At 41.4% G+C, this 16911-nt stretch carries 16 protein-coding genes; 4 read left to right on the top strand and 12 right to left on the bottom strand.

The window, feature by feature from the left end; all coding sequences use genetic code 11:
• Positions 1-48 precede the first annotated feature (48 nt).
• The gene (locus H7T99_RS07795) at positions 49-1227 is read left to right on the top strand and encodes a ryptide export MFS transporter (protein WP_037602780.1); all 1179 of its coding nucleotides are present in this window, start codon (positions 49-51) and stop codon (positions 1225-1227) included.
• A gap of 469 nt (positions 1228-1696) precedes the next feature.
• Here the strand turns inward: H7T99_RS07795 and H7T99_RS07790 are convergent, their stop codons facing one another.
• From H7T99_RS07790 to H7T99_RS07780, 3 genes are all read right to left on the bottom strand, one after another.
• Positions 1697-3241, bottom strand: coding sequence for a peptide chain release factor 3 (locus H7T99_RS07790; RefSeq protein WP_037602778.1), 1545 nt, complete (start codon positions 3239-3241; stop codon positions 1697-1699).
• A 349-nt stretch (positions 3242-3590) separates the two neighbouring features.
• A complete protein-coding gene (locus H7T99_RS07785; RefSeq protein ID WP_037602775.1) occupies positions 3591-4256 on the bottom strand; it encodes a TIGR02206 family membrane protein in 666 nt (221 codons plus the stop codon).
• A gap of 88 nt (positions 4257-4344) precedes the next feature.
• Positions 4345-5718: a UDP-N-acetylmuramoyl-tripeptide--D-alanyl-D-alanine ligase gene (locus tag H7T99_RS07780; protein ID WP_037602772.1), complete on the bottom strand. Its 1374-nt coding sequence runs from the start codon at positions 5716-5718 to the stop codon at positions 4345-4347.
• Positions 5719-5860: 142 nt separating this feature from the next.
• Between H7T99_RS07780 and H7T99_RS07775 the strand changes: the two genes are divergently transcribed.
• The 3 genes from H7T99_RS07775 to H7T99_RS07765 are packed head-to-tail and all read left to right on the top strand — an operon-like array spanning position 5861 to position 7923.
• Positions 5861-6556, top strand: coding sequence for a hypothetical protein (locus H7T99_RS07775; RefSeq protein WP_014634908.1), 696 nt, complete (start codon positions 5861-5863; stop codon positions 6554-6556).
• On the top strand, positions 6525-7253 hold the full coding sequence (locus H7T99_RS07770) for a hypothetical protein (RefSeq protein WP_037602771.1): 729 nt from the start codon (positions 6525-6527) through the stop codon (positions 7251-7253). Before H7T99_RS07775 ends, H7T99_RS07770 begins: the two co-directional genes overlap by 32 nt.
• Positions 7222-7923, top strand: coding sequence for a hypothetical protein (locus tag H7T99_RS07765; RefSeq protein ID WP_037602765.1), 702 nt, complete (start codon positions 7222-7224; stop codon positions 7921-7923). The genes H7T99_RS07770 and H7T99_RS07765 overlap by 32 nt, the downstream gene beginning before the upstream one ends.
• Positions 7924-8028: 105 nt before the next feature.
• Here H7T99_RS07765 and H7T99_RS07760 read toward each other — a convergent pair whose 3' ends face one another.
• The 9 genes from H7T99_RS07760 to H7T99_RS07720 form a co-directional block, all read right to left on the bottom strand.
• Positions 8029-8883: a cysteine ABC transporter substrate-binding protein gene (locus H7T99_RS07760; RefSeq protein ID WP_037602764.1), complete on the bottom strand. Its 855-nt coding sequence runs from the start codon at positions 8881-8883 to the stop codon at positions 8029-8031.
• Between the two features lie 43 nt (positions 8884-8926).
• Positions 8927-9685, bottom strand: a complete 759-nt coding sequence (locus tag H7T99_RS07755; RefSeq protein ID WP_037602763.1) for an amino acid ABC transporter ATP-binding protein — start codon at positions 9683-9685, stop codon at positions 8927-8929.
• A gap of 1 nt (position 9686) precedes the next feature.
• Positions 9687-10364 carry an amino acid ABC transporter permease gene (locus tag H7T99_RS07750; protein WP_022496121.1) on the bottom strand — a complete coding sequence of 226 codons (678 nt, stop codon included), beginning with the start codon at positions 10362-10364 and terminating at the stop codon, positions 9687-9689.
• A complete protein-coding gene (locus H7T99_RS07745; protein ID WP_002884251.1) occupies positions 10324-11004 on the bottom strand; it encodes an amino acid ABC transporter permease in 681 nt (226 codons plus the stop codon). The genes H7T99_RS07750 and H7T99_RS07745 overlap by 41 nt, the downstream gene beginning before the upstream one ends.
• A gap of 328 nt (positions 11005-11332) precedes the next feature.
• On the bottom strand, positions 11333-12379 hold the full coding sequence (locus tag H7T99_RS07740) for a D-alanine--D-alanine ligase (protein WP_037602762.1): 1047 nt from the start codon (positions 12377-12379) through the stop codon (positions 11333-11335).
• A 138-nt stretch (positions 12380-12517) separates the two neighbouring features.
• Positions 12518-12721 (bottom strand): copper chaperone CopZ, encoded by a 204-nt coding sequence (copZ, locus tag H7T99_RS07735; RefSeq protein WP_004183213.1) that lies wholly within the window; start codon positions 12719-12721, stop codon positions 12518-12520.
• A gap of 70 nt (positions 12722-12791) precedes the next feature.
• On the bottom strand, positions 12792-15020 hold the full coding sequence (locus tag H7T99_RS07730) for a heavy metal translocating P-type ATPase (RefSeq protein ID WP_037602761.1): 2229 nt from the start codon (positions 15018-15020) through the stop codon (positions 12792-12794).
• Between the two features lie 3 nt (positions 15021-15023).
• The gene (locus H7T99_RS07725; RefSeq protein WP_004183215.1) at positions 15024-15455 is read right to left on the bottom strand and encodes a CopY/TcrY family copper transport repressor; all 432 of its coding nucleotides are present in this window, start codon (positions 15453-15455) and stop codon (positions 15024-15026) included.
• A gap of 167 nt (positions 15456-15622) precedes the next feature.
• Positions 15623-16753, bottom strand: a complete 1131-nt coding sequence (locus H7T99_RS07720; RefSeq protein ID WP_230315709.1) for an MFS transporter — start codon at positions 16751-16753, stop codon at positions 15623-15625.
• Positions 16754-16911 lie beyond the last annotated feature (158 nt).

Raw genomic sequence — 16911 nt, 5'->3', positions numbered from 1 at the left:
TGAATCCAATTTCATTTCCAGATTTGGTAACCGGTATGGAGAAACGATATGTCTAAATCCTTTCTGAAATTACTTCTCTCTCAATTATTTGCTAATTTAGCTGACATTTTCCTCAGGGTATCTCTCATCGCAAACATCTACGTCATTACAAAATCCGTTATTGCGACCTCAATGGTTCCCATTCTAATCGGATTGTCAGCTTTCGTGGCAAGCCTTTTAGTGCCATTGGTGACTAAAAAACTAGCCCTAAATAGTGTGCTTTCATTCACTCAATGTGGAAAGACTTTTCTATTAGCAATACTCCTTGTAATGCTCTTTAAGGCTCAATTTGTTCCAGCCTTAGGAATGTATATCTTTGTTGTCGCTATTTCTATCTTAGATGGCTTTGCGTCGCCCGTATCTTTTGCCATGATTCCTAGATATGCCACAAATTTGGGAAAGGCAAATGCTGCCTTATCAATGAGTGGTGAGGGAGTGCAATTGATTGGTTGGGGACTAGGAGGACTCCTTTACGCTTCGGTTGGCCTATTTTCTACAATGTTGATAGTCCTATTTCTTTATCTTCTTTCTACTTCTGTGATGCTCTTTCTCCCACAGGCTAAAATAGAGCAGTTAGAGGCGGAGACTAATCTGGATACTCTAGTAAAAGGATGGAAGTTAGTTGCAAAAAATCCTAAATTAAAGTTATTTGTCCAAGCAAATTTATTAGAGGACTTCTCCAATACAATCTGGGTGTCATCTGTAATCCTTGTTTTTGTAACCGAGGTGTTAAAACAAACTGAAAGTTACTGGGGCTACTCAAATACAGCCTATTCCCTTGGTATCATTTTAGGTGGAATAATTGTCTACAAACTATCCGAAAAGTTTTTAGTTCATAAGTGGAAAAGTATTCTCTTTCCACTCTTAGCAATGGCGACCATCACAGCCAGTATCCTCTTTTTCTCAAACACACAAACATTTTTAATTTTCTCAAGTTTAATCGGCTTCTTTTCTCAGTTAAAAGAAGTCCCTGAAAGTGTCTTTCTTCAAGAAACTGTGGATGAAAATCAGTTAGTACAAGTTTATTCTGTATTTGAAGTCATTTCAACCCTTGCTTTTTCAGTTTTCGTCTTTCTGATGAGTTCTATTACTGAAAAATTTGGAATTACAACAAGTTTCTGGCTATCAACAATTTGCATACTTTTAGAAGCTGGCTTGATTTATCATAATCGTAATTATCTAAAGTAATTAATCATAGGTACACTTGATAACTATTAGGTTTATAAAAAATATAGGACTATCTGATTAGATAGTCCTATATTTTGTGTTGTTTTAGAGACGTGACGTAGATATCAGTGCTAAGATATTACGACACGAAGTCAGACGAATCGATATTATTCGTCTGACGTAGTTAGTGAGACGGCTAGCTAGACACAAGATAGGGGCTAGCGTCAGAAGATGAACGATTTACATAAACTATACATAGTATTACGACATGAGAAAACGGAAACGATTTTTTTCCGTTTTCGAGTTAGTAAGGGACTTAGCCACGGTCTCATAGTATGTAGTGTAGATATCATTATTAAGATTTTACGACACGAAATCAGACGAATCGATATTATTCGGCTGACGTAGTTAGTGAGACGGCTAGCTAGCCACAAGATAGTGGCTAGCGTCAAAAGATGAACGATTTAAAATCGTCATCTTTTGTGCCGTATTACATCTTCTCTTCCAATGTTACATCTGGATATTTATCCGCAAACCAACGGAGGGCAAAGTCATTTTCAAAGAGGAAGACTGGTTGGTCAAAGCGGTCTTTAGCCAAGATATTTCGACTTGATGACATGCGTTCATCAAGGTCCTCAGGTTGGATCCAGCGCACAGTCTTTTTACCCATTGGTGTCATAACGACTTCAGCATTGTATTCATTTTCCATACGGTGTTTGAAAACTTCAAACTGAAGTTGACCAACGGCACCAAGCATGTATTCACCTGTTTGGTAGTTGGTGTAAAGCTGGATGGCTCCTTCTTGCACCAATTGTTCAATTCCTTTGTGGAAGGACTTCTGTTTCATGACGTTTTTAGCAGAAACTTTCATGAACAACTCTGGCGTAAAGGTTGGTAGTGGCTCAAATTCAAATTTGTTTTTACCTACAGTAAGGGTATCACCAACCTGATAAGTTCCTGTATCGTAAACCCCGATAATGTCTCCTGCCACGGCATTTTCAACATTTTCACGAGACTCCGCCATAAACTGAGTAACGTTAGAGAGCTTCGCTCCTTTACCAGTACGGGTTAGGTTAACACTCATACCACGCTCGAATTCACCAGACACGATACGAACAAAGGCAATACGGTCACGGTGACGTGGGTCCATGTTGGCTTGGATTTTGAAAACAAAACCAGAGAAATCCTTGTTAAGAGGATCAATCTCGTCGCCATCTACTGTCTTGTGGCCATGTGGTTCTGGCGCAAATTTGAGGAAGGTATCGAGGAAGGTTTGAACCCCAAAGTTTGTAAGGGCAGAACCGAAGAAGACCGGCGTCAATTCACCAGATAAAATAGCTTCTTCAGAGAATTCATTACCCGCTTCTGTCAAGAGTTCGATATCTTCTTTAGCTTGCTCATAGAATGGGTTGTTGGCAAAAAGAGTATCACCATCTTCAATCTTGGCAAAGCGCTCGTCACCCTTGTAAAGCTCCAAGCGTTCGTTATAGAGGTCATAAAGCCCTTCGAAGGCCTTACCCATACCGATAGGCCAGTTCATTGGGTAGCTGGCAATACCAAGCACTTCTTCCAATTCTTCCAAGAGGTCAAGTGGCTCACGTCCATCACGGTCCAATTTGTTCATGAAGGTGAAGACAGGAATCCCACGGTGTTTGACAACTTCGAAAAGTTTTTTGGTTTGAGCCTCGATACCTTTGGCTGAGTCAACGACCATGACGGCAGCGTCGACCGCCATAAGAGTACGGTAGGTATCTTCTGAGAAGTCCTCGTGCCCTGGGGTATCAAGGATATTGACACGTTTGCCGGCATAGTCAAACTGCATCACAGATGAAGTTACTGAGATACCACGTTGTTTCTCAATATCCATCCAGTCTGACTTAGCGAAGTTTCCGGTTTTCTTCCCTTTTACGGTACCAGCTTCACGGATTTCACCCCCAAAGTAAAGCAATTGTTCAGTGATTGTTGTTTTACCAGCATCGGGGTGAGAGATGATGGCAAAAGTACGGCGTTTTTTGATTTCGTCTTGGATACTCATAGTTTTCTTTCTTCTTTAAAAATAATCTTTTTGATACTTTTCCTTAGCGGTATCGAACGTCAGTAGCTTCCTTAGGAATTGTAAAAGTTCCATGCTCAATAGGAACTGACAGTCATCGGTTTTTACCAGATCGAAAAGTAAGATAGTTGTAGCACTTCTTTCAGAAAATTTTTCTCTTTTTTGGTCTACATTTGTTGTCGAGGCTTGCGATAATTCTCGCAGGCACAGCTCCTTTATTATATCCAAATTACAGTGTGAAAGCAATTCTGAAAGCGTTTTGTGTTAGAATAAAACAAATAAAATGAAAAAACACGCTATCAACTTTCTGATAGCGTGTTTCTTCATTTATTTAATATTTGTCTTCAAAATGCTCCAGACCTTTTTTCATGATTATCATGAGAATAATCAGAGCTCCTGAAACAGCAAGGTATTTGACAAATAAGGGAGTTCCCATAATAAATGGCGTGTGTTTAAGCATGCCATAGTTTCCACCGATAGTCTGATTAACGATTACCAAAGCTAAATTCAGTAATAAGGTGGCCACGACAATCAGCCGCTGGCTGATGGGATGAGTTTTATAACTATTAAAAATTACATTCAGGCTATTGACCAGTAGGGCATAGTGGCCAATTAGGAAAGAAAAGCCTGTGATATGAGGAAACTCATAGGGATCAAATACTGGATAAATCAATGCACAGTAGGTCCCAACAACTCCCATAATAGCGAAATAGCTCTTTATCCTGCTATTTTTCAAGAGGAGAACAGTAAACATGGCCATGCGGCAATGGTACAGGGGCAGACTAATATAAAGTGGGAAGCCCTGCCAGAGGTACCAAGTGTATAGGGCAAAGAGTTGAATGGCTTGGATAATGAGAAAGGTCCAACGCCATATATTATTCTTATACCAACGCCAGCTCAAGTAGCTCAGAAGTACCATTGCCAAAAGCATAAGCAAATAATAGGGCAAAGGTATCTGGGGTGGATGAGTTTGGGTGGTTGTCAAAAATTCCTTCATTCTCTTCTCCTGCTGAAATTACTATGCCTGCTATTATATCAAATTTCAGGGTAAAGCAAAAACCTGCTTGGAGAGCAGGTTAGAGAACTTAATTCTTAGCTTGGAGTTCTTCCACGACCTTGGCTAGGTTCATAGAGTTAGAGCCCTTGAGCAAGATTTGATCGTGCTCACCTAGGCTTTCTTTGATTTGTTTGACCATAGCGTCAAATTGGTCTTCGTCAGCTGTTTTCTTGAAATAATAAACATGACCAAGTGGGAACATTTGACTAGCAAGTTGTGACAATTCTGCAATGTCTTCACCATAGAAAATTACCGTATCAATAGCATCTGGTGTCAGGCTTAGAATCATCTGTGTGTGAAGTTGCACAGACTGTTCACCGAGTTCTTTCATATCAGCTAGGACAGCAATTTTCTTGCCTCCTTCATTCTTAGGAATGGCTGAGAAGGTCTCCAAAATGAGCTTCATGGCTGTTGGATTGGCATTGTAAACGTCTGAAAGGATATCGGCACCGTTGGCTGCTTTTTTCCATTCGGTACGGTTTTTTGTAAGCTGCAAGTTAGCAAGAGCCGAGAGGATATTTTCCTCAGTTACACCCAAGTGTTTAGCCACATAGGCAGCAACCATGGCATTTGTAGCATTGTATTTTCCTGTGACTGGCAAGGTAACTTGTCCGTCTAGGAAGTTTGTTGAAAAGGTGAGATGGTCCTTGAATTCTGTCAACTCAGAGACTGTAAGCTCCGCACCATCCCCAAAGCGTACCACTTCAAGATTGCTTGGCAAGAAAGGATCTACGATAGGATCACTTGGCACAAGCAAGAGGCTACCATCAGGCATACCGTCTTGCATTTGCATTTTACCTTGGGCAATCTTGTCACGGCTACCGAAGAATTCCAAATGAGCCTCTCCGATTAAGGTAACAACGGCTGTTTTTGGCTTAGCCAGGGTTGACAAGAGGTGAATGTCTCCCATGTGGTCTTGCCCCATCTCAAGGACGATTTTCTCAGTATCATCAGGCATGTGGAGGGCTGTATAAGGAAGACCAATCTCATTGTTGTAATTGCCTTGGGTTTTGTAAGTACGATAGGTTGTTGCCAAGATATCATGAATCATGTCCTTGGTTGTTGTCTTACCATTAGAACCAGTCACAGCAATAACATCAACCTCAGTCTTTTCAAGATAGTAGGCAGCTAGTTTTTGAAAGGCTTCAAGAGCGTCATCAACTAGGATGTGGACTTGATCAGCTGGTAATTCTTTTTCTGTGAATGTCGCTAGGGCACCATTGTCAAAGGCTGTTTGGATAAAATCATGCCCATCACGCGCACCTTTTAGTGGTAAAAAGAGGTCACCCGCTGTAATCTTACGGCTATCAAACTCAATCTGGTTAATGGCAACATCTTCATAGGCTGTGACATCATTTTTAGCGCCAACAACCTTGGCAATTTCATGGAGTGTCAGTTTCATCTTAAAATCCTCTGTTTTATTTTTACAAGTCTGGCAAGAAATAAGATTTCCTTGTCTACAATCACTCCCAATTATATCACAAATCAGGCTAGCTTTTGCTTGGGAGATGAATTTGTTACAATGGTTGATGAAAGGATTAGGCATGACAAAGAAAAAATTAGTCAACCTCTCTAAGGGAGAGGAAACCATAAAAAGCGACTGTCAAAGTATCGAAGAACCTAAAGGATGGCGTTTTAATTGGAGAAAGTTCATCCTACTAGAGCCAACAGCTGAATTGATTATCTTAGTGCTACTGGCACTGCTGTATGGTGGTTTTTATTATTATGATCATTATACAGTCAATGAAGATAACATATATGGTCTCTGGCAGTCTGATCATCATAAGTTAGCGATTTCCTATAAGCATATTCGGAAACGAGGAAATATCGACTGGCAAGTCGTACAGGATGGTAAGTATATTATCTATGCTGCTAGAACTCGCCCGGTCAAACGGCTTAATGACGGAACTCTTCACATGGAGCTCTACACTGTGGAAGGCTACCTGACAGACCTACCCACCAAGGACGGCTTCAGCTATATGGATTTCTATCTTCGCAAAAACAATTATCTTACCTATGACGGTGAGTCCTACAAGCGTATCAATTCTGGAAACAAGTCCATCACTTGGAAAGATGGTTCCACCAGCCCTTATGGTGAACGGAAAACCAAGCTCTCTACAATTGTTCAAACTATCTATCGTGGAATTCTGGGACTGGGCTTCTTTATTGTTATTTTAGAGGCTCGGCAAAAGAGGAGAGAAAAACTAAGTGAGACACCAATCAAAAAGAAAATACGCTGACCGAAAGAAACTCAATCGAAAGTATCATTCACAAAAAGCATATCGAAAAGAACAAAAACGCAAAACCGGATGGCGAGCACGCTTGGATAAATTTACAGACCGTTTAGCTAACATTTTGGGGATAGGTTTCCTAATCATCTTACCTATATTCATTATCTATGTTATTTTCTTTGATCATAACGTATATAAAGACAGTATCTATGGTCTTTGGCAATCTGAAAGCCATCAGCTTGCCATATCCTACGAAGGAGGTTACAAGTCAGGTAAGCGCAATTGGGAGATTGTTCAGGATGGAAATGTCCTCATCAAAAATGCACGCATTGATGAGATTAAACGCTTTAATGACGGTACCCTCTACATTGAAGTTTATGCCGAGGAGCGCCTGCTTTCAAACCTCCCCACTAAGAACGGCTACAACTATTTGAATATGTATGTCCGTAAAGACAATTACTTGACCTATGATGGCGAATCCTACAAACGGATTGATGATGAAAACAAGAGCATTACCTGGAAAGATGGTTCAAAATCCCTTTATGGTCAACGAATAACCTTGTTTGATCGTCTGAAACCTCATATCGTATTTGGAATTATTGGTTCTATGTTTTTGTATGTCATTTTTGTCGATTGGAGAATAAAAAGAAATCTAAAAAGGAAAAATAGGCTAAATGAGGCATCAACTAAAGAGAAAATACGCTGACCGACAGAAAATTAATATAAGTGACCATTCACAAAATGAATATCGAAGAACACAAAAGTACAAAACTGGATGGCGAGCACGTTGGGGTAAATTCAAAAACCGTTTAGTCAAGATTTTGAGTATTTGTTTTCTAATCATGATACCTATAGTCAACATCTATATTAGATTCTTTTATGATGGTATCAGTGAAAATAGTATCTACGGGCTATGGCAGTCTGAAAACCACAAGCTTGCTATTTCCTATAACGAAGGAGGAAGAAGTCGTAAGTACGATTGGGAGATTGTACAAGATGGAAAACTCCTTATCAAAAATGCTCGAACTCAGAAAATTAAAGGTCTTAAAGATGGAACCATCTACATTGAAGTTTACGCCAAGGAAAGTCTGTTTTCAGACCTTCCCACAAAGCACGGCTATAACTATTTGAATATGTATGTACGGAAGGATCATTATTTGACTTATAATGATGAGTCCTACAAAAGGATTGATGATAGGGACAAAACCATTACTTGGAAAGATGGCTCTACCTCGGTCTATGGTGAACGCAAAACTTTTTTTGATTATATTGACTCTTTTCTTTTTTGGGGAATGGTGGGAACCGCTTTCTTGTCAATTATTGTCATTGGGTGGAGAAACATAAAAAGTAAAAAGGTGAGAAAAAAATCACCCTAAAACAAGAAAAACCACTCCTGCTTCTAGCTGAGCTAGATAGCCACGAGGTGGTTTTACTTGTTTTATTCTTGTTAAGCAAGATTTCCCCTTAGAGAGGAATTAGCCTTATTTCTCTTCGCCACCTTCAACCACGAGGTCATCAGCTTTAGCTGCATCACCGTAAGTTGGGTGAAGTGTTTTTTCATAATCTTTGTGGAAGAAATTCTCTTCGCCAAGTTTCTTAATGTCTTTATTGATAAAGTCAAGGAGTTCTTTGTTACCTTTTTGAACGGCTGGGGCAATAGTATCTGGGTTACCAAGCGATGTGATTCCAACTTCGTAACCTTTATTTTCTAGAGCCCAAGCAAGAACTTCTGTATTATCTGTTGAGAAGGCATCGCCACGACCATCAAGGAGGGCTTGGTAAGCGTCGCTATATTGGTCATACTTTTGCAATTTGATATTTGGGTAGTTCTTTTCAAAGTAAGTTTCAGCAGTTGTCCCCTTAGTAACAATCAAAGTCTTACCTTCAAGCTCTTTAACGTCCTTAATGACCTTATCTTTAGGTGATACCACACCGATTGAGACTTTCATATAAGGAAGAGCGAAGTCCACTTGTTTCTTACGTTCATCAGTTACTGTGAAGTTGGCAAGCGTAATATCTACCTTGTTTGAAATCAAGAATTCTGCACGGTTGGCCGCATCTACTGAGACGTATTTAGGTTTAACACCCAAGTCTTTAGCCAAACGGTTACCAAGTTCAATATCGTAACCTTGGTAAGCACCCTTGTTATCTACATAACCGAAAGGTTTCTTGTCCGCAAAAACGGCGATACGGAGTTCACCACTCTTCTTAATTTCTTCAATAGTACGTGCTTTGGCTGTTGATTTACCAGAGCTACTGTTACTTGAGCAAGCAGTCACTGCCACCAAGGCAAAGACGAGGGCTAATAGGGCAAAAATTTTCTTTGTTAATTTCATAAATATCTCCTAAAATATTATATTTTTTATTAAAAACAATGGGTTACAAATAGGCACCAAACTGGCTGAAGTCAAAGACATTGAGAAACTCTTGAGCTCGCTGTGTCTTTGGATGATTGAAGAATTCTTCAGCAGTACCTTCCTCAGCGATGACACCCTTATCCATAAAGATAATACGGTCAGCGATGGCACGCGCAAACTGAAGCTCATGGGTCACGATCAACATGGTCCGTCCTTCTTGAGCGAGGTCGTTAATCAATTCCAGAACCTCACGAACCATCTCAGGGTCAAGCGAAGCCGTCACCTCGTCAAAGAGGATAACTTCAGGATGCATGAGCAGGGAACGAACAATGGCCACACGCTGCTTTTGACCACCTGACAGTTGTCGTGCGAAGCTATGCTTCTTGTCCAGAAGTCCCACACGATTCAAAAGTTTCTCAGCCTCCGCAATGACTTCTTCCTTATTACGCCCTTGAGCTTTGACCGGCCCCAAAATCAGATTTTGCAGGATGTCCAAGTGTGGAAAGAGGTCATAACTTTGAAAGACCATTCCGATTTTCTGGCGAATCAAGTGGAAATCCTTCTTACTGCCAGTGATAGACTTGCCATCAAGGAGAATGTCGCCTCCTTGAATCGTCTCCAAGCCATTGATGCAACGTAGCAAGGTCGATTTCCCACAACCTGAGGAACCCAGGATAACAACGACTTCACCTTGTTTAACATCCAAGGAGATGCCTTTGAGAATCTCATTGTCCCCAAAGGACTTTTTCAAATCCTTGATTTGTAAAATGCTTTCTGTCATCTTAATTCCTCCAACGATTTTCAAGATAAGTAGACAGCTTAGATACTGGGTAACAAATGGCAAAATAAAGAATCAAAATCGTGCCATAAATCCAGAAAGAAGCTGTTGGAATAGTCAGGCGGTTACTGTCGATAATCTGCTGACCAACCTTGGTCACCTCAACCACGCCAATCAAAACCACCAAGGACGTCGTCTTAATCATCCGTGTCACCAGGTTAATAGCCTGAGGCAACAAGCGACGCAAGACTTGTGGAATAATCACATAGGTATAGAGTTGCCCATTGGTCAAGCCAAGGGCCCTTCCGCTCTCAAACTGGTGTCTAGGTAGCGACGTGATTGACCCACGCACCAAATCACCCATCTCAGCCGTTCCCCAAAGGGTAAAGACGATAATAGCCGATAGCTCGCCTGAGATATTGATGTTAAAGTTCCTAGCCAGACCAAAATAAACAATAAAGAGCAAGACCAACTGGGGCATGATACGAATAAATTCCAGATAAATACGTGACAAGAAACGAATAATCTTAGACTTCGAAGTCATGACAATCCCAAAAAGTGTTCCTAGTAAAAGGGACAGAAGAACCGAGACGATGGAAATTCCAATAGTTACGCCTAAACCTTGTAAGATACGTAGGAAATTATTCCCCTGAAGAAGAACCTGAAAGCCCGAATCCTGCATAGCGTAACCTCCTTTCAATCCAACTAAAGACTAGAGAAATCGGCAGCAACATCAAGAGATAAGCCACCACCAACATGCCTAGAGCCACATCCGTTTCGTAGTAAAGACCAATCAAATCCTTGGCCACATACATCAAATCCGCCAAGGCTACCGCTGAGAATACTGACGTTTCCTTGATAAGGAAGATGACGTTAGCGCTAAATGACGGAAGCGCCACAGCCACTGCCTGAGGAAGGACCACATAGCGAAAGACTTGGAATGGCGTCAAACCAATAGACAAACCCACTTCATGCTGAGTCTGACTAACAGCCTCTAGGCCACTTCGGAAGGACTCCGCCATATAGGAACCACCCAAGAAAATCAAACCTACAACAGCACAAGCCTCTGACGATAGAACCAAACCTATACGAGGCAAGCCAAAGTAGAGAAAGAAGAGCTGAATCAGGAGCGGCGTATTACGAGATAGCTCAATATAAGCCGTCGAAAGCTGACTCAAAATCGGCACTCGGTAATGACGAATAACACTCACCACCAAGCCCAAAAGGAAGGAACCAAGAATCCCCAGAACGGCAATATGTAATGTTAAAAAGAATGCCTTCTGATAAAAGGGCAAATATTGTTGAACAATGGACCAGTCCAAAACTTACCTCCTCATTTAAGATACAACGGGCGTAGAAAATTCCGTCAACACTTGCTGACTGCCATCTGTTTCTATAGCCCTTTGACCTTCACTCGCCCCTGATAATCATCGCGATACGCAAATCTTCATCAAACACGAACGAATTGCTTTATTTCATTTGAAACGTTAGATTTATTCTACCACCTGTTAGATTATTTGGATAATATGTATTTTTTATCGAGGTGATAAAGAAAAGATATAAATAAAATCTAGATTTCTGTAAAGAAAAAAACACCTCAGTCTCAGAGATTTCTCCGAGCTAAGATGTCTGTGTTCTAAATCATATTTCTTAAATCAAATGGCTTTCACGTTTATCAAACATTTCTTGTCCCAAGGTTACCAATTCCTTGATAAGGTCTGAGTAAGAAAGTCCCATATTTTCCCAAAGAAGTGGGTACATAGACCATTGAGTGAAACCTGGCATAGTGTTGAGCTCGTTAAGGTAGATGGCTCCATCCTCTGTCAGGAAGAAATCACAGCGGGCAAGACCACAACCACCGAGGGCACGGAAGGCCTTAGCCGCATAGGCACGCATTTGCGTCATGACTTCTGCAGGCACGTGGGCTGGGATGTCCATGGTAATCTTATTGTCGATGTACTTGGCTTGATAGTCATAGAAAGCCACATCTTTGACTACTTCACCTGGATCAGTCGTTTTGACATTTGTATTGCCAAGGATACCAACCTCGATTTCTCGGGCAACCACACCTTGCTCAATCAAGATACGACTATCATATTTGAGTGCTAGATCAATCGCTGCACGAAGCTCTGCTTCATTTTCAGCTTTAGAAATCCCAACAGATGACCCCATGTTAGCAGGTTTGACAAACACTGGGAAGGTCAATTTTTCAAGCGTTTCAGCTACTGCTTCTTCCAAATCTTCACCCTCGATGAAGACTGTGTAGGCAACCTGAGGCACACCAGCAACTTCAAGAATGTGTTTGGTCATAATCTTGTCCATAGCCACACTTGATGAAAGAACATTAGTACCCACGTATGGCAACTTGAGGGTTTCGAGGAAACCTTGGATAGAACCATCCTCACCCATTGGACCATGAAGAACCGGGAATACTACAGCGCCTTCTTCATAAATATCGCTTGGTTTGATAGCCTGACTAGCCACAACTGTGTCATTAGTCATAAGCTTCTCGTCATCACCTGGTGTTTCTGTAAATTCTTGTGTTTTGATAAAATCACCAGACTGAGTGATAAAGTAGGTTTTAACCTCAAATGCGCTGTAATCCACCGCACGCATAACACTCTCAGCTGAGAGCACAGACACTTCACGTTCTGCTGAACGTCCACCGTAGAGAAGGATAAGGGTTTGTTTAGACATAGGTATACCGTTTTCTTTTCTTGATTTTCTAGTCTCAATTTTGAGAACATTATTGCTTTAATCATATCACAAAAGGAAGGGATTTTCAAAAAGATTATGGGCAGAAAAAAACAGCCTGATAGCTGTTTTTTTCCTGTCTTAAATTTCATCACCAAGTTCGAACTTAGTGCCTTTGAGGGCACGTTTGAGAGACCACTTCCATGGCTTACCTTCAATAGTGACTTGTTTGTTTTCGAGGTCAACTTTAACATTCTCAACGCCTTTGACAGCAGAGAGTTTTTCGGTAACGGTGTTGACACAGCCTTGGCATTTCATTCCTGTAATGTTATATGTTTTTGTCATTTTTTTTCTTCCTTTTCTTTAATTTTTTTGATACACAGCTTAAGTGGCGGGAGTTTTAAGTAACTGACGCTTAGACTTTGCGACGTTTGAGTCGTAGGGCATTGAGAACGACTGAGACAGAGCTAAAGCTCATGGCTAGTCCTGCTATCATTGGGTCAAGGAGCGGGCCACCAAAGAGGTGGAGGACACCCATGGCCACTGGGATAGACAAGATATTGTAGATAAAGGCCCAGAAGAGGTTCTCTTTAATCGTTGTAATCGTCGCCTGACTAATTTTCAAGGCCTTAACGACATCCATGAGGTTGGGTTTCATAAGAACCATATCGGCACTTTCCATGGCAATATCTGTCCCTGATCCCATGGCAATACCGATATCTGCAGTCGCAAGGGCTGGGGCATCATTGATACCATCACCAACCATGATGACTGATTTTCCTTCTGCTTGAAGGTCGCTAATCACCCTAGATTTTTCTTGCGGAAGCACTTGACTGATAACACGCTTGATACCAACCTTTTGAGCGATGGCTTGGGCTGTTTGGTCATTATCACCAGTCAACATGATGACTTCCTTGCCCATTTGATGAAGAGCTGCCACCATATCGGCACTATCTGCTTTAACCTGATCAGCTACACCAAAGAGTCCGATTAACTTACCATCTTCAGCCAGAAAAATAGGAGTCTGACCATCGGCTGTCAAGTTTTGGAAATCAGCTTGTGCTGAAGTCAAGTCGACTTTTTCCTCTGCCATAAGGGTTTGATTCCCAGCTAGATAAGTTTTTCCTGCATAGCTAGCAGTTAGTCCTCGTCCAGTCAAACTTGAGAAATTATCCATTTCTAACAAGTCCAAGTTAGCATTTTCTGCTGCCACAAGGATAGCTTGACCTAAAGGGTGTTCGGACTTGGCTTCCAAGGATGCCAAAAGCTGTAAGGTTGCTCCACTATTGCCATAGGTATAGCTAGAAACCAACTGAGGTTTACCCTGAGTAATAGTTCCTGTCTTGTCAAAAACGAGGACGTCAGCCTTATGGGCTAACTCGAGCACATCTCCACGCTTGTAGAGAATACCATGCTCGGCACCAAGGCCTGTACCAACCATGATTGCTGTCGGTGTCGCAAGTCCCAATGCACATGGACAAGCAATAACCAAGACGCTGACTGCTACGGTCATGGCAAATGTAAAGGTTTGTCCCATGACAAAGTACCAGAAGAGGCCTGAAACAAGGGCGATAGCCATGACAACGGGAACAAAGACCGCTGACACCTGATCGGCAATCTTGGCAATCGGTGCCTTAGTTTGTTGAGCATCCTCAACCAATTTGATGATTTGGGAAAGCAAGGTGTCCTTACCAATCTTTTCCGCCTCATAAATCAGACTACCCTGACCATTAATAGAACCTGCAAATACTGGTTTACCAGCTGATTTTTCAATAGGAAGTGACTCACCTGTAAGCATACTCTCATCAATAGCAGAGCTACCAGAAATCACTCGACCATCCACGGCTATCTTTTCCCCAGGTTTGACCACAATATGGTCACCAAGAACAACCTTATCCACAGGAAGCTTGACTTCCTTGCCATCACGAAGGACAGTTGCTTCCTTGGCTGATAGGTGCATGAGTTTCTTGATAGCTTCTGAAGTTCGACCCTTAGAGAGGGTTTCAAAGTACTTACCTAGAGTAATCAGAGTCAAGATAACAGCCACCGACTCGAAATAAAGTTGGTGGGCGTGATGGGCATGCCCCAAAGAAATGTGGTAAGTACCATAAAGACTATAAAGGAAGGCCGCCGAAGTTGCCAAGGCTACCAAGGCATCCATGTTAGGATGACCCTTGGCCAAGGTACGAAAACCATTACTATAGAAAGAACGGCCTAACCACATGACGGGCACTGTCAAAACTAGCAACACCAAGGCATAAGTCAAAGCTGCATGATGAGGAGACAAGAAGTTTGGCACAGGTAGACCGACCATTGGCCCCATAGCTAGATAAAAGAGAGGAATGGTGAAGACTGATGACCAAATGAGACGCTCACGCACCTTGTGAATCTTGTCTTCTTCACGTTCTTCCTGACTTTTAGCTGTATCTGGATTGTAGACTTCGGCCTCATAACCAGCGTCAGCCACAGCTTTTTCAATAGCTTCTGGACTAACCTTATCCCCAGCATAGTCCACAGACATTTTTTCGGTGGTTAGGTTAACCACAGCCTTGTCCACACCATCCAACTTATTAACAGCATTTTCAACATTGGCTACACAGGATGCACAGGTCATCCCATTAACCACAAAGGTTTCTTTTGCCATTTCCTATATCACCTCCATATGATGCCCACAGGCACATTGGCCTGGCACACAGTCACAAACCACCTGATCCACAGGTTCTTTTGCTAAAAGCAAGGCCTGTAACTTGTCCACATCAGCTTGCGTCATGGGTGTCTTCTCGATAAGTTGCCCCAACAAATCGCTGTGTTTGGTCAAGCAAATCTTGTCAAAAACAGCCTCTAAAGCTTGAAAATTTGCTTCATCTTCACCCAAGCTAGCTTGATAGATAAACCCTCGTCCTTGACGCTGACTGGTTAGGTAACCCTTGTCCGCTAAACGTCCAAGCAAGGTCTTAACTGTCGAAGCCGACCAGTCTAGCTTCTTAGCTAGAATCGCTATAATCTCTGAAGAAGTCGCCTGCCCCTTAGCCCAGAGCACTCGCATGACTTCCCATTCTGCAGATGAAATTGTCAGCATGATAACTCCTTTCTGAATGTCGTCATTCGTTTACGTTTGTAGATTTATTTTAACGCTATCCTGGAAGCATGTCAAGAGTTTTGTCTACATTTGTAGATTTATTTTATTTAAAAATTCCAAGATCACTTCAAGTATCTTGGAACGTTTTCATTATCTTAGGCAAAAAATTATGACTTTAGATTTTTCTGATACAGTTTAGTCATAAGCATTATTCCCAAGACAAGTATAATGACTGGAAGACTGTATCCCAAATAAATCGTAGTGACCTGCAGACCTCTCTTGATAAGCATACCACTGACAAATACAACAATCCCTGTTAAAACCTGATTCAAGACTTCGATTTTCAAATAAAGATTGTTGAGCTGTAAGGGATTCAACTTCTCTTGCAGGTAAACATTTTGCGAGATTCCAGAAATAGTTTGACCAACTGCTAAAAAGGTATAACTAAGCAAAACAGTCGGTAGGTTAGGTACAAATGGAAAGACGGCAACGTAACCCAAATAGACAAGAGAGCCTAACAAGTAAACGGTCATAGGGGAGTATTTAGTGAGACTTTTGAAAGATAGAATTGAACTCGTTGCTAGAAAGGCAATGGCCAAGAAGGACAGAGAGAAAGAATAGGCCTGACTAGAAATACCGACATCTTTGGTCAGGAAGATAACCTCATAAGCATCATATAAGACACCCACTGACTGTAAGAGTATAGTCATCATAACCATCTTAAGGACGACACTCTGCCTTCCAAAAATAGGACTACCTTGACTGGAAGAAACCTCCTCTTCTGATTCATTTTCACGGTCAAAAATAATCGGCCCCAGCTTAAACAATAAGAGGGTTGCTAGTAGCGTTAGCACACTGTAGACCAAAAATAAGCTCCCTAAATCAAGGCTACCCCAGAAACCAACTATCATAGGTGCTAAGAAATAGGAGGCTGAACCAATCATAGTATAGGTACTGTTAAATTTTTGCAAGTTGGCTTTTTTAACAAGCACAGGCACCGCTGAGGACAACAAACTGTTAAAGTAAGTCGTCAGCACTTCAGTCAAAACCACCAAAGCAAACACAAAAACACTCCCCATGGCAAGATAGATCAAAGCCAGACAGACTGCCTTAAGCAATTCAATACCAATCAAAACATATTTTTTATTTGTGATTTTTCCTACAAATTGGTGTCCCACATTGGCAAGAATCCCTCCTAAGAATTTGGCAATCCATAGCCCTAAGACATAGTCCACCGAGATTTTAGAGAAGATAATGCTCAGTGCTATCGCATAACCGTACTCGATAATCAGTGACAAAAACCTATTAAGGAAAATAATTCTGGAATTGTTGGTAAACATTAACGATTTCTAAACCTTTTCTTTTTCATTGCCCTTATTGTAACACTGAACATACTAGCCTTCAATAGTTCAACGCATTAGAAAAACACCTCCTAAGAGGTGCTAAACTTTACTAA

The sequence above is a fragment of the Streptococcus sp. 17.1 genome, assembly GCF_016648655.1.
GTDB lineage: Bacteria > Bacillota > Bacilli > Lactobacillales > Streptococcaceae > Streptococcus > Streptococcus salivarius_E.
Note: the sequence above shows the minus strand (reverse complement) of the source record. Positions and strands in the feature narration are given on the sequence as shown.

What these genes read in the sequence shown, in the direction of transcription:
- H7T99_RS07795 (WP_037602780.1), top strand. Translation starts at nt 49, where the DNA reads ATGTCTAAATCCTTTCTGAAATTACTTCTCTCTCAATTATTTGCTAAT.
- H7T99_RS07790 (WP_037602778.1), bottom strand. Translation starts at nt 3,241, where the DNA reads ATGAGTATCCAAGACGAAATCAAAAAACGCCGTACTTTTGCCATCATC.
- H7T99_RS07785 (WP_037602775.1), bottom strand. Translation starts at nt 4,256, where the DNA reads ATGAAGGAATTTTTGACAACCACCCAAACTCATCCACCCCAGATACCT.
- H7T99_RS07780 (WP_037602772.1), bottom strand. Translation starts at nt 5,718, where the DNA reads ATGAAACTGACACTCCATGAAATTGCCAAGGTTGTTGGCGCTAAAAAT.
- H7T99_RS07775 (WP_014634908.1), top strand. Translation starts at nt 5,861, where the DNA reads ATGACAAAGAAAAAATTAGTCAACCTCTCTAAGGGAGAGGAAACCATA.
- H7T99_RS07765 (WP_037602765.1), top strand. Translation starts at nt 7,222, where the DNA reads ATGAGGCATCAACTAAAGAGAAAATACGCTGACCGACAGAAAATTAAT.
- H7T99_RS07760 (WP_037602764.1), bottom strand. Translation starts at nt 8,883, where the DNA reads ATGAAATTAACAAAGAAAATTTTTGCCCTATTAGCCCTCGTCTTTGCC.
- H7T99_RS07755 (WP_037602763.1), bottom strand. Translation starts at nt 9,685, where the DNA reads ATGACAGAAAGCATTTTACAAATCAAGGATTTGAAAAAGTCCTTTGGG.
- H7T99_RS07750 (WP_022496121.1), bottom strand. Translation starts at nt 10,364, where the DNA reads ATGCAGGATTCGGGCTTTCAGGTTCTTCTTCAGGGGAATAATTTCCTA.
- H7T99_RS07740 (WP_037602762.1), bottom strand. Translation starts at nt 12,379, where the DNA reads ATGTCTAAACAAACCCTTATCCTTCTCTACGGTGGACGTTCAGCAGAA.
- copZ (WP_004183213.1), bottom strand. Translation starts at nt 12,721, where the DNA reads ATGACAAAAACATATAACATTACAGGAATGAAATGCCAAGGCTGTGTC.
- H7T99_RS07730 (WP_037602761.1), bottom strand. Translation starts at nt 15,020, where the DNA reads ATGGCAAAAGAAACCTTTGTGGTTAATGGGATGACCTGTGCATCCTGT.
- H7T99_RS07725 (WP_004183215.1), bottom strand. Translation starts at nt 15,455, where the DNA reads ATGCTGACAATTTCATCTGCAGAATGGGAAGTCATGCGAGTGCTCTGG.